A 17,986-nucleotide genomic window follows, 5' to 3' on the forward strand; every position below is an offset into this window, starting at 1 on the left:
GGCCCGGAGATCAGGATGGGCCGGGCCAGGTGTCACAAGCTCCAGGACAGCGTGTGGTCCGCCTGTACGAAGGCCAGCAGGACCACGAGGTCGGCGATGCCCAGGGTCAGGCCGAGGAGGGCACGGCCGCGGCGGCCGGTGCCGCGCCAGAGAGCCACGCCGGCCAGGACGATGGCGACGGGGCCGAGGAACAGGTTGAGGACGAGCAGGCCGAGCAGGCCGAGGACGAAGGACGCGACGGCCATCCCGTCCGTGTCGTCCATGTGGTCCGTGTCGTGCGTACCGGTGCGGCGCGCGGCCGGTGCGGTGAGTTGCATGGCGGTTCTGCTCCTGACGGTCGTGACGGACGGGCCGGGTCGGGTCGGTGAGGCGTCAGCGGGACGTGCCGCGGCCGCGGCGCTCGCGGAGGGCGAAGACGCCGAGCCAGACGGCGATGACCACGGCCGCGGCGACCGTGAGGTCGAGCGGCGCGTGGGCCACCGTGCCGAGGACGACGCCGAGCAGCAGCAGTGCTGCGACGAGGAACAGCATGAGATCGGATCCCCCTTGTCGGTGAACGCTTGTAGTTACACTTGTTCACTGACTAAGCAGTCTAACGCGCCACCGGCTTTGACAATCCGGAGAACACTTGTTGACTGAATGGCATGAGTCACACTCCCGGCGTCCGGCAGGCCCAGAAGCAGAAGACCCGACAGGCCCTGATGGACGCGGCGTTGGGGCTGCTGGAGGAGCAGAGCCTGAGCAGCCTCGGCCTGCGTGAGGTCACACGCGCCGCCGGCGTCGCCCCGACCGCCTTCTACCGCCACTTCCACTCCACCGCGGATCTCGGCGTGGCCCTGGTCGAGCAGGCGCTGAACAGCCTGCACCCGATGATCCGGTCGACGGTGTCCCCGCTGGACGACAGCGAGCAGCGCATCGCGCGGGCGGTCGGCCTGATCGCGCGCCATGTCGAGGCGTACCCCGCCCATGTCCGTTTCATCGCCCGGGAGCGGCACGGCGGGGTGCAGCAGGTGCGGGAGGTCGTCCGCGGTCAACTGGCCCGGTTCGCCCGCGAGGTGAGGGACGAACTGGCCAAGGACCCCCAGTCGGCGGGATGGAGCGAGGACGACCTGCTCATGCTCGCCCATCTGTACGTCGATCAGATGCTGATCACCGGCTCGCTGTTCCTCGAGGCGCTCGACGCCCCCGACGAGGAGCGCGAGCGCGTCACCAAGGTCGCGACCCGGCAGCTGCGTCTGATCAGCGTCGGCCGCCGGCACTGGCTGGACTGACGGTCCGGCAGGGCGCCGGGGAGGCTCCTCTCCAGTCGAGCCCGGCCCGTGCGGGCATCAGCCGAGCCCGGCTCGTACGGCCCTCAGCCGAGCCTGACCCGTGCCAGTTGCCGGGACTGCGCCACCAGCCGGTCGGCGGCGTCCCAGACCTCGGCGTCCTCCTCCAGGAAGCCGCCGGCCAGGTTGCGGGTGGTGATGGACACGCGCAGCGGGCCCGGCGCGGGGCGGCAGCGGACGTGCACGGTCAGCTCGACGGTCGGCACCCAGCCCTTGATGCCCAGCTCGAACGCGGTCGGGGGCAGCGCGTCCACCGCGAGCAGCAGGGAGAGCGGGTCGTGGTCCCGACCGTCGGCGAGCCCGAACCAGGCCCGCATCTCCCCCTTGCCTGAGGGCGCGCCGAGCGCCCAGCCGAGGGTGGCGGGGTCCAGCTTGAGCATCAGGCGGTCGGTGATGGACGAGCTGCCGGGTACGGGCGCGGGGTCGCCGGGGGCGTCCTGGGGGCCGAAGCACTGCTCCAGGGGCGGGAGCGCGGGCGGCTTGGCCGCGGTGCGCACGTCGTCGGGCAGGGCGCCGAGGTCGCCGTAGGAGGCGAGGACGCGGATGCGCTCCACCTGGCGGCCGTCGTCGTCGCGCTGGAAGAGGGAGGCCTGGCCGGTCGACAGGGTGCGGCCGGCGCGCACCACGTCCGTGCGGACGACGGCGGGACCCGGCCGGGACGCGGTCAGGTAGTGGGCCGAGATCGTGAACGGGTCCGGATGCGGCAGGGCGTCCGCGAGCGCGCGGCCGAGGACGGCCAGCAGATATCCGCCGTTGACGGCGTTGGCGATCGTCCAGCCGGCGGAGAGGTCGATGCCGTAGACGCCGGGCTCGCTCCGGGTGACCGCGGTGTCCCGGTCGAACTCGCTGTCGCCGATCGCGGCCCGCGCGGCGGTGGCTGCTTCTGACATGAGTGAACGATACATCAGGACACTACTAAGCGGTAGCTTTTAACCCTTACTGCCCGGTGCGGCCCGGTGCGACCCGAAGTGGCCCGGTGCCGCCCGGTGTGCTCGTACGACAAGCCCTCCCGCAGGGTGAGACCCAGGCAATATCTCGGTAAGTGTCCGCACTTGCCCGTAACCCCGAGGCCCTGTCCACCCTCTATCGGGACATGAGCCTCACCGGGACTCCGTTCCTGTACACCACCGTCGTGCTGGCCGTGGCCGCGCTGGCCCTGCCCTTCGTCCTGTGGACGCGGCTGAAGGGCCCCAAGGTGCTGCGCACCGCCCTGCGGGCGCTGATGCTGCTGTTCGCCCAGGCCACAGCCATCACCCTGGTCTTCGTACTGGTGAACAACGCCAACAACCTGTACGACAACTGGGCCGACCTGCTGGGCACGGGCAACCATGTGCAGCAGGCCGCCAACCTGGGCACCGACGGCACCGGCGGCATCGCCTACCGGGAGCTGCCCAGGGTCGCGCAGAAGTTCACCCCGGCCGACGGCCCCGGGATGCGCGCCTCCGGAGGGGTCAGGGTCACCCAGCTCAGGGGCCGGGTCTCCGGGGTGAACGCCGAGGTCTACGTATGGCTGCCACCGCAGTACGACGAGCCCGCCTACAAGAACAAGAAGTTCCCGGTGATCGAGCTCCTGTCGGGCTACCCGGGCTCGGCGAAGGCCTGGTTCGGCTCCCTGAAGGTGCACCAGCAACTGGAGCCGCTGATGCGCAGCGGACAGGTCGCGCCGTTCATACTGGTGGCGCCGCGCACCAACCTGATCGCCAAGATCGACACGGGCTGCGCCAACATCCCGGGCACCGTGAACGCGGACACCTGGCTGAGCATCGACGTACCGAAGATGATCACGGACAACTTCCGTGCCGCGCCGGCCCCGAACGGCTGGGCCACCGCCGGCTACTCGGCCGGGGCGCACTGCGCGACCAAGCTCGCCGTCGCCCACCCCGACCGGTACCGCGCCGCGGTGAGCCTGTCCGGCTACAACGACCCGATCGGCGAACGCAATTCGCTCGCCAACCAGAACCTCGGGCTGCGACGCGCGAACAACCCCTACATCCTGCTGAAGAACTACCGCGTCCCGCCGCGCGTGGCGCTCTACCTCTCGGGCCAGAGCGGCGACGGGTACCAGGCCGGCGTCGCGCTGGAACGGATCGCGAAGCCGCCGACGACCGTGCACGTGGTCTTCGTGCCGCGCAGCGCGGGCGGCCACAGCATGGCGCTGTGGCGGCCGCAGGTCCCGGCGGCGTTCCGCTGGCTGTCCGAGGAGCTGGGGCAGCGGCCGCCCCACCGCCTCCGGACGGCCCTCACTCCTCCCGTACCGTCGACCGTCGGTTCCAGGCCCGCGGAGCTCGCCAGTGGTACCGCATCGCGAGCAGCCGCAGAACGAAGGCGGTGACCACCGCCAGACCGCTGGTGTACGGGTTCAGCGCGTCGTAGTGGATGCACAGCACCACCGTGGTGGCGCCGACGATCGCCGGGACGGCGTACAGGTCGCGGTCCCAGCGCAGCAGTGACGGCACCTCGTTGGCGAGCACGTCCCGCAGCACACCGCCGCCCACGGCGGTGGCCATGCCGAGCGTCGCCGACGCGGTGAGGTTCAGCCCGTAGGCGTACGCCTTCGTCGTGCCGGTCACGCAGAACAGGCCGAGGCCGGCCGCGTCGAACACGTACACCGCGGTCTGGATGCGCTCCATGTGCGGGTGCAGGAAGAAGACCACGAGCGTGGCGAGCAGCGGGGTGAGGAAGTACCCGAGGTCGGTGAAGGCGGCCGGGGGCACGGCCCCGATGACGATGTCACGGAACAGCCCGCCGCCCAGCGCGGTGACCTCGGCGAGGACGGCGATGCCGAAGACGTCGAAGTTCTTGCGGACCGCCAGCAGCGCTCCGGAGATGGCGAAGACGAAGATGCCGACCACATCGAGCGTGTGCTGTACGGAGGGACTGAACAGTTGCTGAGGCACGCCACATTGTCACCCGTGACCGGTTCGTCCCCGGACACGGCGAAGCGGGAGAGCGCGACGGCCGGGTCCACCGGCCGAGCACTCTCCCGCTCGGTCACGTACGCGGCTTCACCGCGCCGCTTCGCCTACTTCCCGGCCGGCTCCTGGCCGTCGGAGCCCTCGGTGCCGGACTCCGGGGAGCCGGCGGACTCGCCGGAGCCCTCGGTGCCGGACTCCGGGGAGCCGGCGGACTCGGAGTCCTCCGCCGCCTCGCCGATCTCCGCGGCCACCGCGGCCGACGTCGCCGCCGACTCCGCCAGGACCTCGTCGGCCACCAGTTCCGCGGCCGCCTTGGCGGCCGTGAGCAGCACGGTGTCCTGCGGAGCCTGGTCCTCGAAGTTCTCCGGGTGGTGACAGGCCACCCGCTGACCGGGCCTCAGCTCCTTGAGCGGCGGCTCGGTCGTACGGCAGATCTCCGTCGCCTTCCAGCACCGGGTGTGGAAGCGGCAGCCGCTGGGCGGGGCGATCGGCGAGGGCACGTCGCCGCGCAGCAGGATCCGCTCGCTCTTGCCGCCCTGACGCTTCGGGTCCGGGATCGGCACCGCCGACATCAGCGCCTTGGTGTACGGGTGCATCGGCGACTGGTACAGCGAGGTGCGGTCGGCGAGTTCGACGATCTTGCCGAGGTACATCACCGCGATCCGGTCCGAGACGTGCCGGACGACCGAGAGGTCGTGCGCGATGATCACGTAGGTCAGGCCCAGCTCCTCCTGGAGGTCGTCCATGAGGTTGACCACCTGGGCCTGGATGGAGACGTCCAGGGCGGAGACCGGCTCGTCCGCCACCACCAGCTTCGGCTTGAGCGCGAGCGCCCGGGCGATGCCGATGCGCTGACGCTGGCCGCCGGAGAACTCGTGCGGGTAGCGGTTGAAGTGCTCGGGGCTGAGGCCGACCAGCTCCAGCAGCCGCTGGACCTCCTTCTTCACCCCGCCCTCGGGCTCCACGCCCTGGAGCCGGAAGGGCGCCGAGACGATCGAGCCGATGGTGTGGCGGGGGTTCAGGGAGCCGTACGGGTCCTGGAAGATCATCTGGATGTCGCGGCGCAGCGGGCGCATCTTCCCGGCGTTCAGCCGCGTGATGTCCTGGCCCTCGAAGGTGATCGTGCCGCTGGTCGGGTCCTGGAGGCGGGTGATGACCCGGCCCATGGTCGACTTGCCGCAGCCCGACTCGCCGACGACGCCCAGGGTCTCGCCCTTGCGCACCTCGAAGTCGATGCCGTCGACGGCCTTGACCGCGCCGACCTGCCGCTGCAGGATCCCCTTCTTGATGGGGAAGTGCTTGGTCAGACCCTCGACCCGGAGCAGCACCTCGCGGTCCGCGGAGCCGCCGTCGGATGCCTGCGCCTGCCGCGGGACCTCGGCCTGGCCGGCGGCGTCCGTCTTCTTCGTCTCACTCACAGCTTCGGCGCAATCTCTTCGGTCCAGATCCGCGTACGGTCCTCAGCCGAGAGGTGGCAGGCGGACCAGTGTCCGGCGTCCACCAGCTCCAGCTCCGGACGCACCGTGCGGGTGACGTTCCCCTTGGGGATGTCCGCGTACGGGCACCGCGGGTGGAAGGCACAACCGGACGGGACGTTGATGAGGCTCGGCGGCTGGCCCTTGACCGGGATGAGCCGCTCGGAGGTCTCGCGGTCGATGCGCGGCATCGAGCCGAGCAGCCCCCAGGTGTAGGGGTGCTGCGGCCGCTCGAAGATCTCGTCGACCGGACCGCGCTCCACGCACCGGCCGCCGTACATCACCAGCACGTCGTCGGCGATCTCGGCGACCACGCCGAGGTCGTGCGTGATGATGATGACCGCGGAGCCGAACTCCTTCTGCAGGTCGCGGATCAGGTCGAGGATCTGCGCCTGGACGGTGACGTCGAGCGCGGTGGTCGGCTCGTCCGCGATGAGCAGTTCGGGGTTGTTGACCAGCGCCATGGCGATCATGGCGCGCTGGCGCATACCGCCGGAGAACTCGTGCGGGTAGCCGTCGACACGCTTGTGCGGCTCGGGGATGCCGACCCGGTCGAGCATCTCGATCGCCCGGGTGCGGGCGACCTTCCTGCTCACCTTGTGGTGCACCCGGTAGGCCTCGACGATCTGGTCGCCGACCTTGTAGTACGGGTGCATCGCGGACAGCGGGTCCTGGAAGATCATCGCCATCTCCCGGCCGCGCAGCTTGCGCACCTCGTCCGGGTCGGCGTTGACCAGTTCCTTGCCGTCCAGCCAGATCTCTCCGGACATCTGGACATTCTTGCCGCGGGCACCGAGCCGGTGCAGTCCCATGATCGCGAGCGAGGTGACCGACTTGCCGGAGCCCGACTCGCCGACGACGGAGAGGGTCTTGCCCTTCTCCAGCTTGAAGTTCAGCCCGTCGACGGACTTGACCAGGCCGTCGTCGGTCGGGAAGTGCACCTTCAGGTCGCGGACCTCGAGGAAGGCCGTCGGGGCCTTGGCGGTGGCGGCCGGCTCGCCCACGGCGGCACCGGTCTTGGAGAGTTCGGTCATGAGAGCCTCACCCGCGGGTCGGCGGCGGCGTACAGCAGGTCCACCAGAAGATTTGCGATCACGACGAAGAACGCGGCGAGCATGGTCACGCCGAGGATCTTGGGCAGGTCGTTGTCGGTGATGCCCTGCACCGCGTACTGGCCGACTCCGTGCAGCGAGAACACGGTCTCCGTGATCAGCGCACCGCCGAGCAGCAGGCCGATGTCCATGCCGAAGACGGTGATGATCGGGGTGAGCGCGGCCCGCAGCCCGTGCCGGACCACGACCGTTCCCTCGCCCAGGCCCTTGGCCCGGGCGGTGCGGATGAAGTCCTCGTTCATCGTCTCCAGCATGCCCGAGCGGGTGAGCCGCGCGTAGATGGCGGAGTAGAGCAGCGCCAGGGAACACCACGCGGGGAAGAGCGTGTTGGCCCACTGGGCGGGGTTCTCGGTGAACGGGACGTAGGTGCGTCCGAAGATCGGCCACTGGTAGGTGAAGAGCAGGATCGCCAGGTTGCCCGTGAAGAACATGGGCAGGGAGACACCGGCGAGCGCGACACCCATGAAGGTGCGGTCGAAGAACGAACGAGGCTTGAGGGCGGAGATGACGCCGACCGTCACGCCGGAGAGCAGCCACAGGGCGGCCGCACCCGAGGCCAGTGAGAACGTCACCGGCATACGGGTGGTCAGCTCGGGCCAGACCGCCTCATGGGTCTTGAAGGAGTAGCCGAAGCACGGCGCGTCGCAGTGCACCGAGGTGGGGCCCAGGTCATAGGTGGCGCCGGCCACGATCCCCTTGATGAAGTGCCAGTACTGGACGTAAAGGGGCTGGTCCAGACCGAGGTTGTGCTTGACCGCGATGATGTCGGCCTTGGAGGGGCTCTTGCCGATGTACTGCTGCGCCAGCTGGTCAGCGGACTGACCGGCGAGCCGCGGCAGCAGGAAGAAGATGGCGAAGGTGACCGCGGAGACGACCAGCAGCAGGATCACTGCTGCGAACGTCCGGCGGAGGATGTACGAGATCACGGGGCCGGCGCCGGTGCCCGCGGGCTGTGAAGCCCGCGGGCACCAATGCCTTCACCTGCCTTCCGGGGCTGCTACTTCGTGGTGCCGATGTTGAGGTAGTCGTACTGACCGCTCCAGGCCGCCGAGGAAACCAGGTTCGTGGCGTTCTGCGGGCGGGCCAGCAGGACCTTGAAGTAGGTCAGCGGGACGATCACGGCGTCGTCCATGGTCTTCTTGTCGATCTGCGCGTACAGGCTGTTGCGCTCGGTGTCGTCCTGCGTCGCGATCGCCTTGGACAGCAGGCTGTTGACTTCCTTGCTGTCGTACTGCGACAGGTTGGTGTTACCGGACTGGCTGATGGCCTCGCCGTTCAGGATCTGCTGCAGGAAGCCGTAGCCGGAAGGCCAGTCGGCACCCCACTGCATCATCATCAGACCGATGTTCTGCTTCTGCGTGACCTTCGGGACACCCGCGTAGTCGGTGAAGTACTTGCCCGACGGGTACTGCTTGAGGGTGGCCTTGATGCCGACCTTCTGCAGCGAGTTGATGATCGCCGTGGCGGCGTCGATCTCCTGCTGGCGGTCGGAGCGCGCCGAGATGTTCGTCGTGATCGACTTCTTGCCGCAGGCCTTCAGGTGCTCCTTGGCCTTGGCCTCGTCGCCCTTGTTGTCCGCGGTCGCGTAGACGTCCGACTTCTCGTAGCCGGTGATGTCCGGAGGCAGGACGGTGGAGGCGATCTCACCGCGGATCGGGCCGCCCTCGGCGGTCTGCACCGAGGCCTTGTCGATCGCGTACTGCACGGCCTTGCGGCACTCGACGTTGTCGAACGGCGCGACCTTGGTGTTGATCGCCATGTAGACCAGGCGGCCACCGAAGGTGTTGTCCGTGTTGGCCCGCTTCTTCGGGTCGCTGAGAACCTGCGCCTGGGTCGAGGCCTGGGCACCCGTGCCGACGAGGTCGATCGCGTCGCCCGCGAGGACGTCCTTGTCGATCGTCTCGGGGTTGACCTTCATGTTGACGACGATCTTGTCCGGCAGCTGCGTGCGCAGCGGGTCCGTCTTCGCGTCCCACTTGTCGTTGCGCACGAGGGTGACCTGCTTGCCCTCGGAGTAGCTCTCGAACTTGTACGAGCCCGAGGACACGATGTTCTTGACGTAGTCGACGCCCTTGTCCTTGGCCTGAGGCACCGGAGCGGTCTCCGGGGCGGCGACCAGGTAGTCGAACTCCTGGAAGGCCTGCTTCAGGTGGAAGACGATGGTGGTGTCGTCCGGCGTCTCGATGGAGGACAGGCCCTTGGCGCTCTTGTCCTTGTAGGGGCCCTTGTACTTGTCGCCGCCCGCGAGGAGCTGCTGGAAGTAGTTGGGGCCGAGCGAGAGCACGTCACGCGCGAAGTTGGAACGCTCGACGGCGTACTTGACGTCCTTCGTCGTGATCGGCGTGCCGTCCTCGTACGTCAGACCCGGACGGATCTTGTACGTCCAGGTCTTGCCGCCGTCGCTCGGGGTGCCCTTGCCCTCGGCCAGGTCCGGGACCAGGGTGTTGCCCTCGGTGCCGGCGCCGGGCTTGAAGGTCATCAGCGGGCGGGCCCACAGCCGGCTGAGATTGTACATGTACGCGTAGTACGTGTTGCCCGGGTCGAACGAGTCCGGGACGTCGGACATCTCGTAGGTGAGGGTGCCGCCCTTCTTGCTGGAGGCGTTGACGACCCCCTTGGTCGCGGCGTCGGCTCCAGCCGACTTGGTGCCGCTGCCCTTGTCGTTCTTGTTGTCATCGGCCTTGCTGCAACCTGCGACAAGCAGGCTGACGGAGCCGATGGCCGCAACTGCGGCCAGCGCTGACCTTCGCATGATGGGCGGGTTCCCCTCCATTGTACGGAAACTTGTTGTGCTCTCGGCAGCTGGCGTCAGCGGCTGCGCGGGTCGAGAGCGTCGCGGAGACCGTCGCCGAGCAGGTTGAACGCCAGGACGGTCACGAAGATGGCGAGCCCGGGCACGATCATGTACTGAGGATCGACCTCGTAGAACGTGACCGCTTCGCGGAGCATGCCGCCCCAGGAAGCCTGCGGGGGCTGGATACCGACGCCGAGGAAGCTAAGGGAGGCCTCGAAGAGGATGTTGGTCGGGATCAGCAGCGTCGAGTAGACGATGATCGGGCCGACCAGGTTGGGCATCAGTTCCCGGAACAGGATGTACGGGCCCCGGGCGCCCATGCCCCGGGAGGCGTCCACGAACTCGCGCTCGCGCAGGGCGAGCGTCTGGCCGCGGACGATCCGGCCCAGGTAGGGCCAGTTGAAGAAGCCGATGATGAAGATCAGCACGCTGAGGTGCAGCGGCAGTCCGGTGAGGCCGAACGCGCCGCCCTGCAGGGTGGCGGAGATGGCGATCGCGAACAGCAGCAGCGGGAAGGCGAGGAAGGTGTCCATCAGACGGCTGATGATCGTGTCGACGCGGCCGCCGTAGTAGCCGGCCACGACGCCCATGATCGCCCCGATGACGTTGGACAGGATCGTCGCGCCGAACGCGACCACCAGCGACACCCAGGATCCCTCGAGGATGCGGGTGGCGATGTCACGGCCGAACTTCGGGTCCACGCCCAGCGGGTGGTCCGCGCTCATGCCGCCCCAGGCGCCGTTGGGCAGCGAGGTGTTGGGGTCGATCAGATCCTGGTTGAACGCGTTGGGGTCGAGCCCGAACACGGCCTGGATGGGACGCGAGAGGATCGCGAGCAGGATCAGCAGGACCACGATGGCACCACCGGTGACCGCGACCTTGTCCTTCTTGAACCGGGTCCAGGCGATCTGTCCGAGGGAACGGCCCTCGATCCGCCGCTTGTCGGCACCGGTGAGCGCAGCCTCCGGCTGCGTCTCGGCTGCCGCCCCGGTGGTCTCGATCGGTGCGGTCACAGTGACCTGACCCCTCTCGCCGGTGGTTGACCGGCCTTTTCTCCGCCGCTGTGGACGGCTTTGGTTCGATTGCCTGCTGCGCGATGGCGGCAGATGGATGCGGCACAACTGTCCGGCGGATCCCCCGATTGGTTCGATCACAGGATCGAAGGCTCTGCATCCGCGAGGCGAGTCTTCAACGGGCCGGCGATCACTCGCCAGGGCTGACCATGAATGGATGCGCAAACGTGATGCGGGTTGGGGGTTTCCGTTATCCGGACACAGGGTAGCGCCTCTCGAACGTCCCCTGCTCCACCCAACTGGCCGGATCACGGCTCCACTTGGCCCTTGCCCGGCGGTCGCAAAACAGACGAACAGCGCTTTCTCATCCGGTACCGCCGAGCCGCAAACGCCCTGCTCAGAGCCTTCCGCAAGGCCTTTTGCGCGCAGGGGGCGCGGCCCGTTCCGGCAGGAGACGCGGTGCCGGTGAACCGGCGTTCCGGTACGGTGCGCACGGGCCGGCGAGGGCGCGACGCGGCTCCGTCACCAGGCGTCCCGACAGGGGAGCCACCGCCCCGGCGGCCGGACTTCCCGCCGCTTCACGACCGGGTCCCGATGAGGCATGACGGCCGTGAAGCCGGGACCCGGGGCCGGTGTCCCGCCGGACAGCCGGCGCTCTGGCCGCCCGTGCTGCTCAGCATGGCGTGATACATCCACTCGCCGCGGAACGCGCGATGTCACGGGCGGCGTCGACGGCCGGGATCCGGTTCGCTCTTCCGCCCGGACCGCCGGCCGGTGAACACGCTCAGTAGGCCCACTGATCCGGACGGGGATACCCGGCCGCCGGGGACGCGTGGCCCTCACGGTCGTAGAACGGGCGGGAGTTGGCGCGCAGCCACATCGCGACCGGGTCGTACTCGTCGGACATCGCGACCGTCGACACCGGCAGCCCGTCGGGGACGGCGCCGATGGACTGCTGCATCATGACCCGCACCGAGTCGACGGCCGGCGGCGAGGTGTCGTACACGTCGAGCCCGATGGCGAGGTACGGCGCTCCGTGCGCGGGCTGCACCCAGGCGCGGCGCAGTGAGCGCAGGGCCGGGGTGCGTTGGGCGTTCTGGGTGAGCAGGCCGTAGAACTGCGCTGCCTCGACGGCCGGTTCGGACAGGCTGAGCGGTCCCGCGGGCTGGCGGTCCAGGCCGGTGGCGATGCGGCGCAGGTCCAGCCAGGGGACTCCGACGCCGCCGCCCGGGGCGTGCGGGTTCAGCCAGAGGCCGTAGTGGTCGGGGTAGAGGGTGCGGGCCACGTCGAGGCCGTCGACGACCTCGTACGAGCGGTTCCAGCCGCTGGCCGACAGCTCCTGAGCGGAGGTCACGCAGGGGGCGTAGCCGTGCCCGTCGACATCCATGTGGCCGTACTGGGCGTCGGGGGAACCGGCCTGACCGTGCCACAGCAGCATCCAGACCTGACCGGAGGACGGGGTCGCCAGGGCGCGCAGCAGCGCCTCGTAGGCGTCGTAACGCCCGGGCGTCACCTGGCGCAGCGTCTGCTCGACCTGCCCGGCCGTGATGCCGCTGGCGCTCACTTGTACCGCCCCTCCATACAACCGACGTTTCGACCGAGCCGTGGGTCCGGGTCCTGTCGTCATCTTCCCGTCGTCCGCCCGGCGGGCAGGCGGGAAGGTGACGGCAGGCCTAGCTTAAGCCGCCGCCCGGCGGCCGGGGACTCGCCGTGCGCCGCCGATCGCGGATCGTGTGCGCCTGCCGGCGTCCCGGGCCGGACTCAGTGGGCGTGCTGGTAGAACGGGCGGACGTTCTCCCTCATCCAGTCCGCCACCGGATCCTGGGCCACGTCCAGCAGGACCAGGTTGACCGGCCACTTGGCCGGGTTGCCCGCCAGGGCGCGGCCCAGGGCCTCCAGGGGGGCGGCCTGCGGGTCGCCGTCCCACTGGGACAGTTCGACGCCCACGAACATGACCGGGTCGTCCGTCTCGACGGCGGCCAGGCAGCGGCGGGCGGTGCTGACCACGCCGGTCGCGGCGAACTCGGCGCCGGCGGCGGCGAGGAAGTCCACGGGGTCGTCCTGCCAGTCGGGCTCGAAGAGGCGGACGCGGCCGCCGCTCGACGGGCCGTCCAGCGAGCTGCGCCCCGCCCGGCACAGTTCGGCCACGGCGGCCGGCGGCAGCGGGAGGCCGACCACGCCGTCCGGGTTGAGCGCGATGCCGGCCTGCGGGGGCAGTCCGCGCGCGAACTCCACGGCGGGCGCGACGGTGTACGCCATGTGCGGGCCCACGACCTGGCGGAACTGCTCCTCGGAGCTGAAGACCGGCACGTACGCCTGGCCGTCGATGTCCAGCGTGGGCAGGTCGAGCGGGCCGCTGTGCGGACCGCCGCCGTTGGGCAGGGGCACCCAGAGGAAGCTGCGGCCGAGCGCCTCGAGGATGCGGCCGCCTGCGGACGGTACGCCGAGGGAGGCGGACAGCACCTCCTCCAGCTCGTTGCCGGGCCATCCGCCGTGCGGATGGGAGTGCGCCTGTGCCGGAAGGTCTGCGGAGAAGTCCGCCGGGAAGTCCATCTGCTACCGCCTGCTGTGAACCACTGCTGTGGCCGAAAGGTTATCGGGTATTCGCAGGACGTAACCGCGCACTTACTGCCACAGGACGGTCACAGATGCCGACCTGCCGCGAAGCGGGCCAGGCGTGCAATGATGTCCGCGCAACTGCATATCGGCCGCTTGAATCCGCGCGGGAGAGTCCCCAGCCGTCTCGCTGGGGCGCCGAAGGAGCAAGTACCTCCCTTGAATCTCTCAGGCACCGTTACCGCGCGGGCGAGGCACATCTGAAAAGCGGGCCGCTGGCGCAGTGGCTCCACCCAAGGTGCAAGCCGTGCTCCGTCCGTCCGACGGCGGTCATGGCGAACCTCTCAGGTTCCGATGACAGATGGGGAGGACATGGATCCGTCCTCGCCTGTCATGCCTGGGAGACCGCCCGATGAGCAGTACCGAACCCGACCGCCCCCGCCGCACCGCGCTCGACGCGCTGCACCGCTCGCTCGGCGCGACGATGACCGACTTCGCCGGCTGGGACATGCCGCTGCGCTACGGCTCCGAGCGCGACGAGCACATCGCCGTGCGGACGAAGGCCGGCCTCTTCGACCTGTCGCACATGGGCGAGATCACCGTCAGCGGCCCGCAGGCGGTCGCTCTGCTGAACCACGCCCTGGTCGGCAACATCGCCACCGTCGGCCTCGGCCGCGCCCGCTACACCATGATCTGCCAGGCCGACGGCGGCATCCTGGACGACCTGATCGTCTACCGGCTGGGCGAGACCGAGTACATGGTCGTCGCCAACGCCTCCAACGCCCAGGTGGTGCTCGACGCGCTGACCGAGCGGGCGTCCGGCTTCGACGCCGAGGTCCGCGACGACCGGGACAACTACGCGCTGCTCGCCGTGCAGGGCCCCGAGTCCGCCGGCATCCTGAAGTCCCTGACGGACGCCGACCTCGATGGCCTGAAGTACTACGCCGGGCTCCCCGGTACGGTCGCCGGCGTCCCCGCCCTGATCGCGCGCACCGGCTACACCGGCGAGGACGGCTTCGAGCTGTTCGTGGCGCCGGGCGACGCGGAGAAGCTGTGGCAGGCGCTGACCGAGGCCGGCGCGGACGCCGGTCTCGTCCCCTGCGGTCTGTCCTGCCGGGACACCCTGCGCCTGGAGGCGGGCATGCCGCTGTACGGGCACGAGCTGACGACCTCGCTGTCCCCGTTCGACGCGGGCCTCGGCCGGGTGGTCAAGTTCGAGAAGGAGGGCGACTTCGTGGGCCGCGAGGCGCTGCAGGCCGCCGCCGAGCGCGCCGCCGCCGAGCCGCCCCGGGTGCTCGTCGGCCTGGTCGCCGAGGGCCGCCGGGTGCCGCGCGCAGGGTACGCGGTCGTCTCGGGCGGCGAGGTGATCGGCGAGGTCACCTCCGGCGCCCCCTCCCCCACCCTGGGCAAGCCGATCGCCATGGCGTACGTCGACGCCGCGCACGCCGCTCCGGGCACGGCCGGTGTCGGGGTGGACATCCGGGGCAACCACGAACCGTACGAGGTCGTGGCGCTGCCCTTCTACAAGCGGCAGAAGTGACACGGCCGTAGCCGCCACGGAGGCGACGTGAGACACGTCACCCCTGGTCACGCACGCCTTTCGCACTCCCCATTCATCACCATTGACCCGCGTACAGGAGAATTCTGGCCATGAACAACCCTCAGCATCTGCGCTACAGCAAGGAGCACGAGTGGCTGTCGCCCGTCGAGGACGGCGTGGCGACGGTCGGCATCACGGAGTTCGCGGCCAACGCGCTCGGCGATGTCGTCTACGCCCAGCTCCCGGAGGTCGGCGACACGGTGGCCGCGGGCGAGACCTGCGGTGAGCTGGAGTCGACCAAGTCGGTGTCCGACCTGTACTCCCCCGTCAGCGGTGAGATCACCGAGGTCAACGAGGACGTGGTGAGCGACCCGTCGCTGGTGAACTCCGCTCCCTTCGAGGGCGGCTGGCTGTTCAAGGTGCGCCTGGCCGAGGAGCCCGCCGACCTGCTCTCCGCCGACGAGTACGCCGCCGAGACGGCCGGCTGAGAATCGGACACACGCACATGACTGTTCTCAACACTCCCCTGCACGAGCTCGACCCGGACGTGGCCGCCGCGGTCGACGCCGAGCTGCACCGCCAGCAGTCCACGCTGGAGATGATCGCCTCCGAGAACTTCGCCCCGGTGGCGGTCATGGAGGCCCAGGGCTCGGTCCTCACCAACAAGTACGCCGAGGGCTACCCCGGCCGCCGCTACTACGGCGGCTGCGAGCACGTCGACGTGGTCGAGCAGATCGCCATCGACCGCATCAAGGAGCTGTTCGGCGCCGAGCACGCCAACGTGCAGCCGCACTCCGGCGCGCAGGCGAACGCGGCCGCGATGTTCGCGCTGCTCAAGCCCGGCGACACGATCATGGGTCTGAACCTCGCCCACGGCGGGCACCTGACCCACGGCATGAAGATCAACTTCTCCGGCAAGCTCTACGACGTCGTCGCCTACCACGTGGGCGAGGACGGCCTGGTCGACATGGCCGAGGTGGAGCGGCTGGCGAAGGAGTCCAAGCCGAAGCTGATCGTGGCCGGCTGGTCCGCGTACCCGCGCCAGCTCGACTTCGCCGCGTTCCGCCGGATCGCGGACGAGGTCGGCGCGTACCTCATGGTCGACATGGCGCACTTCGCCGGTCTGGTGGCCGCGGGCCTGCACCCGAACCCGGTGCCGCACGCCCACGTGGTCACCACCACCACCCACAAGACGCTGGGCGGCCCGCGCGGCGGTGTGATCCTGTCCACCGCCGAGCTGGCCAAGAAGATCAACTCCGCGGTGTTCCCCGGTCAGCAGGGCGGCCCGCTGGAGCACGTGATCGCGGCCAAGGCGGTCTCCTTCAAGGTCGCCGCGAGCGAGGAGTTCCGCGAGCGCCAGCGTCGTACCCTTGAGGGCGCCCGCATCCTGGCCGAGCGCCTGGTCCAGGACGACGTCCGGGCGGTCGGCGTGGACGTCCTGACCGGCGGCACGGACGTGCATCTGGTCCTGGTCGATCTGCGCGACTCCGAGCTGGACGGGCAGCAGGCCGAGGACCGCCTCCACGAGCTCGGGATCACCGTCAACCGCAACGCGATCCCGAACGACCCGCGCCCGCCGATGGTCACCTCGGGCCTCAGGATCGGCACGCCGGCCCTGGCCACCCGCGGTTTCACGGCCGAGGACTTCACCGAGGTCGCGGACGTGATCGCCGAGGCGCTGAAGCCGTCCTACGACGCCGACGCCCTCAAGGCCAGGGTGCGCGCCCTGGCCGGCAAGCACCCGCTGTACCCGGGTCTGAACAAGTAAGTCCCGTTTTGAGGAGTGCCGCGTGCGGGCCGGAGACCCCGGCCCGTACGCGGTGCCCCGCCCCTGGCACCCCCAGCACCACCCCGTCTTGAGGAGTCACCGTGGCCATCTCGGTCTTCGACCTGTTCTCGATCGGCATAGGCCCGTCGAGCTCCCACACGGTCGGCCCGATGCGGGCGGCCCGCATGTTCGCCCGCCGGCTGCGCAACGAGGACCTGCTGGAGCGGGCCGCGTCGGTCCGCGCCGAGCTGTACGGCTCCCTCGGGGCGACGGGCCACGGCCACGGCACGCCGAAGGCGGTGCTGCTCGGTCTCGAGGGCGCCTCGCCGCGCACGGTGGACGTGGAGACGGCCGACGAGCGGGTGGAGACGATCAGGACCTCCGGCCGGCTGAACCTGCTCGGCGAGCACGAGATCGCGTTCTCCTACGACGACGATCTGGTCCTGCACCGCCGCAAGACGCTCCCCTACCACGCCAACGGCATGACCCTGTGGGCGTACGACGCCTCCGGGGCCGAGCTGCTGGCCAAGACGTACTACTCGGTCGGCGGCGGCTTCGTCGTGGACGAGGAGGCGGTGGGCGCGGACCGCATCAAGCTGGACGACACGGTGCTGAAGTACCCCTTCCGCTCGGGCGACGAGCTGCTGCGCCTGACGAAGGAGACGGGCCTGTCGATCTCCTCCCTGATGCTGGAGAACGAGCGGGCCTGGCGCACCGAGGCCGAGATCCGCGAGGGCCTGCTGGAGATCTGGCGGGTGATGCAGGCGTGCGTGGGGCGCGGTCTGGCCCGCGAGGGCATCCTGCCGGGCGGTCTCAAGGTGCGCCGTCGCGCCGCTGTCACCGCCCGCCAGCTGCGCGCCGAGGGCGACGCGACGGCCCGCGCGATGGAGTGGATCACCCTCTACGCGATGGCGGTGAACGAGGAGAACGCGGCCGGCGGCCGGGTGGTCACCGCCCCGACCAACGGCGCGGCCGGCATCATCCCGGCGGTCCTGCACTACTACATCAACTTCATCCCCGGCGCGGACGAGGACGGCGTGGTCCGCTTCCTGCTCGCCGCCGGAGCGATCGGCATGCTCTTCAAGGAGAACGCCTCCATCTCCGGCGCCGAGGTCGGCTGCCAGGGCGAGGTCGGCTCCGCCTGCTCGATGGCGGCGGGCGCCCTGGCCGAGGTCCTGGGCGGCACTCCCGAGCAGGTCGAGAACGCCGCGGAGATCGGCATGGAGCACAACCTCGGGCTCACCTGCGACCCCGTGGGCGGCCTGGTCCAGATCCCCTGCATCGAGCGCAACGGCATGGCCGCGGTCAAGGCCGTCACCGCCGCCCGTATGGCCATGCGCGGTGACGGCTCCCACAAGGTCTCCCTCGACAAGGTCATCAAGACCATGAAGGAGACCGGCGCGGACATGTCGGTGAAGTACAAGGAGACGGCCCGCGGCGGGCTCGCGGTGAACATCATCGAGTGCTGACGAGGTCCGGCCCGTG

17 protein-coding genes and 2 riboswitches are annotated in these 17,986 nt (G+C 69.8%); of the genes, 6 read left to right on the forward strand and 11 right to left on the reverse strand.

Annotated elements, in window-relative coordinates; all coding sequences use genetic code 11:
• Positions 1 to 32: 32 nt before the first annotated feature.
• Positions 33 to 317, reverse strand: a complete 285-nt coding sequence (locus CG719_RS31660) for a DUF4190 domain-containing protein (RefSeq protein WP_100572148.1) — start codon at positions 315 to 317, stop codon at positions 33 to 35.
• Positions 318 to 372: 55 nt separating this feature from the next.
• Positions 373 to 531: a hypothetical protein gene (locus CG719_RS35965; RefSeq protein WP_199836853.1), complete on the reverse strand. Its 159-nt coding sequence runs from the start codon at positions 529 to 531 to the stop codon at positions 373 to 375.
• A gap of 113 nt (positions 532 to 644) precedes the next feature.
• Here CG719_RS35965 and CG719_RS31665 point away from each other — a divergent pair, with 113 nt between their 5' ends.
• Positions 645 to 1,271, forward strand: coding sequence for a TetR family transcriptional regulator (locus CG719_RS31665; RefSeq protein WP_100572149.1), 627 nt, complete (start codon positions 645 to 647; stop codon positions 1,269 to 1,271).
• 83 nt (positions 1,272 to 1,354) lie between these two features.
• On the opposite strand, the gene CG719_RS31670 is transcribed toward CG719_RS31665, so the two are convergent.
• Positions 1,355 to 2,218 carry a thioesterase family protein gene (locus CG719_RS31670; protein WP_100572150.1) on the reverse strand — a complete coding sequence of 288 codons (864 nt, stop codon included), beginning with the start codon at positions 2,216 to 2,218 and terminating at the stop codon, positions 1,355 to 1,357.
• Between the two features lie 203 nt (positions 2,219 to 2,421).
• Here CG719_RS31670 and CG719_RS31675 point away from each other — a divergent pair, with 203 nt between their 5' ends.
• Positions 2,422 to 3,660 carry an alpha/beta hydrolase gene (locus tag CG719_RS31675; protein WP_100572151.1) on the forward strand — a complete coding sequence of 413 codons (1,239 nt, stop codon included), beginning with the start codon at positions 2,422 to 2,424 and terminating at the stop codon, positions 3,658 to 3,660.
• Here CG719_RS31675 and CG719_RS31680 read toward each other — a convergent pair.
• From CG719_RS31680 to CG719_RS31715, 8 genes are all read right to left on the reverse strand, one after another.
• Positions 3,569 to 4,225 (reverse strand): trimeric intracellular cation channel family protein, encoded by a 657-nt coding sequence (locus CG719_RS31680; protein WP_100572152.1) that lies wholly within the window; start codon positions 4,223 to 4,225, stop codon positions 3,569 to 3,571. The genes CG719_RS31675 and CG719_RS31680 overlap by 92 nt on opposite strands.
• 125 nt (positions 4,226 to 4,350) lie before the next feature.
• Positions 4,351 to 5,661: an ABC transporter ATP-binding protein gene (locus CG719_RS31685; RefSeq protein WP_100572153.1), complete on the reverse strand. Its 1,311-nt coding sequence runs from the start codon at positions 5,659 to 5,661 to the stop codon at positions 4,351 to 4,353.
• A complete protein-coding gene (locus tag CG719_RS31690; RefSeq protein ID WP_100572154.1) occupies positions 5,658 to 6,752 on the reverse strand; it encodes an ABC transporter ATP-binding protein in 1,095 nt (364 codons plus the stop codon). The genes CG719_RS31685 and CG719_RS31690 overlap by 4 nt, the downstream gene beginning before the upstream one ends.
• Entirely contained in the window at positions 6,749 to 7,756 is a 1,008-nt protein-coding gene (locus CG719_RS31695) for an ABC transporter permease (protein ID WP_100572155.1), read from the reverse strand. Before CG719_RS31695 ends, CG719_RS31690 begins: the two co-directional genes overlap by 4 nt.
• A 71-nt stretch (positions 7,757 to 7,827) precedes the next feature.
• Entirely contained in the window at positions 7,828 to 9,582 is a 1,755-nt protein-coding gene (locus CG719_RS31700; protein ID WP_234375854.1) for an ABC transporter substrate-binding protein, read from the reverse strand.
• Positions 9,583 to 9,638: 56 nt separating this feature from the next.
• On the reverse strand, positions 9,639 to 10,637 hold the full coding sequence (locus CG719_RS31705) for an ABC transporter permease (protein WP_100572157.1): 999 nt from the start codon (positions 10,635 to 10,637) through the stop codon (positions 9,639 to 9,641).
• Between the two features lie 784 nt (positions 10,638 to 11,421).
• Complete coding sequence (locus CG719_RS31710) at positions 11,422 to 12,201, reverse strand: enhanced serine sensitivity protein SseB C-terminal domain-containing protein (RefSeq protein ID WP_100572158.1); 780 nt, start codon at positions 12,199 to 12,201, stop codon at positions 11,422 to 11,424.
• 197 nt (positions 12,202 to 12,398) lie between these two features.
• Complete coding sequence (locus CG719_RS31715; protein ID WP_100572159.1) at positions 12,399 to 13,190, reverse strand: enhanced serine sensitivity protein SseB; 792 nt, start codon at positions 13,188 to 13,190, stop codon at positions 12,399 to 12,401.
• A gap of 160 nt (positions 13,191 to 13,350) precedes the next feature.
• Positions 13,351 to 13,447, forward strand: a riboswitch (glycine riboswitch).
• Positions 13,448 to 13,564: riboswitch (glycine riboswitch) on the forward strand.
• Positions 13,565 to 13,605: 41 nt separating this feature from the next.
• On the opposite strand from CG719_RS31715, the gene gcvT reads away from it, so the two are divergent.
• The 4 genes from gcvT to CG719_RS31735 all read left to right on the forward strand — a co-directional run bounded on the left by gcvT (position 13,606) and on the right by CG719_RS31735 (position 17,970).
• Positions 13,606 to 14,733, forward strand: a complete 1,128-nt coding sequence (gene gcvT, locus CG719_RS31720) for a glycine cleavage system aminomethyltransferase GcvT (protein WP_100572160.1) — start codon at positions 13,606 to 13,608, stop codon at positions 14,731 to 14,733.
• A 110-nt stretch (positions 14,734 to 14,843) separates the two neighbouring features.
• A complete protein-coding gene (gcvH, locus tag CG719_RS31725; RefSeq protein ID WP_100572161.1) occupies positions 14,844 to 15,221 on the forward strand; it encodes a glycine cleavage system protein GcvH in 378 nt (125 codons plus the stop codon).
• Positions 15,222 to 15,238: 17 nt separating this feature from the next.
• Positions 15,239 to 16,501, forward strand: a complete 1,263-nt coding sequence (glyA, locus tag CG719_RS31730; RefSeq protein WP_100572162.1) for a serine hydroxymethyltransferase — start codon at positions 15,239 to 15,241, stop codon at positions 16,499 to 16,501.
• A 101-nt stretch (positions 16,502 to 16,602) separates the two neighbouring features.
• Complete coding sequence (locus CG719_RS31735) at positions 16,603 to 17,970, forward strand: L-serine ammonia-lyase (RefSeq protein ID WP_100572163.1); 1,368 nt, start codon at positions 16,603 to 16,605, stop codon at positions 17,968 to 17,970.
• Positions 17,971 to 17,986 lie beyond the last annotated feature (16 nt).

Source organism: Streptomyces sp. CB01373 (assembly GCF_002803075.1).
Lineage (GTDB): Bacteria > Actinomycetota > Actinomycetes > Streptomycetales > Streptomycetaceae > Streptomyces.

Bases quoted from the DNA above. Each gene is read 5' to 3' on its own strand.
- CG719_RS31660 (WP_100572148.1), bottom strand. From the start codon at position 317: ATGCAACTCACCGCACCGGCCGCGCGCCGCACCGGTACGCACGACACG.
- CG719_RS35965 (WP_199836853.1), bottom strand. From the start codon at position 531: ATGCTGTTCCTCGTCGCAGCACTGCTGCTGCTCGGCGTCGTCCTCGGC.
- CG719_RS31665 (WP_100572149.1), top strand. From the start codon at position 645: ATGAGTCACACTCCCGGCGTCCGGCAGGCCCAGAAGCAGAAGACCCGA.
- CG719_RS31670 (WP_100572150.1), bottom strand. From the start codon at position 2,218: ATGTCAGAAGCAGCCACCGCCGCGCGGGCCGCGATCGGCGACAGCGAG.
- CG719_RS31675 (WP_100572151.1), top strand. From the start codon at position 2,422: ATGAGCCTCACCGGGACTCCGTTCCTGTACACCACCGTCGTGCTGGCC.
- CG719_RS31690 (WP_100572154.1), bottom strand. From the start codon at position 6,752: ATGACCGAACTCTCCAAGACCGGTGCCGCCGTGGGCGAGCCGGCCGCC.
- CG719_RS31700 (WP_234375854.1), bottom strand. From the start codon at position 9,582: ATGCGAAGGTCAGCGCTGGCCGCAGTTGCGGCCATCGGCTCCGTCAGC.
- CG719_RS31715 (WP_100572159.1), bottom strand. From the start codon at position 13,190: ATGGACTTCCCGGCGGACTTCTCCGCAGACCTTCCGGCACAGGCGCAC.
- gcvT (WP_100572160.1), top strand. From the start codon at position 13,606: ATGAGCAGTACCGAACCCGACCGCCCCCGCCGCACCGCGCTCGACGCG.
- gcvH (WP_100572161.1), top strand. From the start codon at position 14,844: ATGAACAACCCTCAGCATCTGCGCTACAGCAAGGAGCACGAGTGGCTG.
- glyA (WP_100572162.1), top strand. From the start codon at position 15,239: ATGACTGTTCTCAACACTCCCCTGCACGAGCTCGACCCGGACGTGGCC.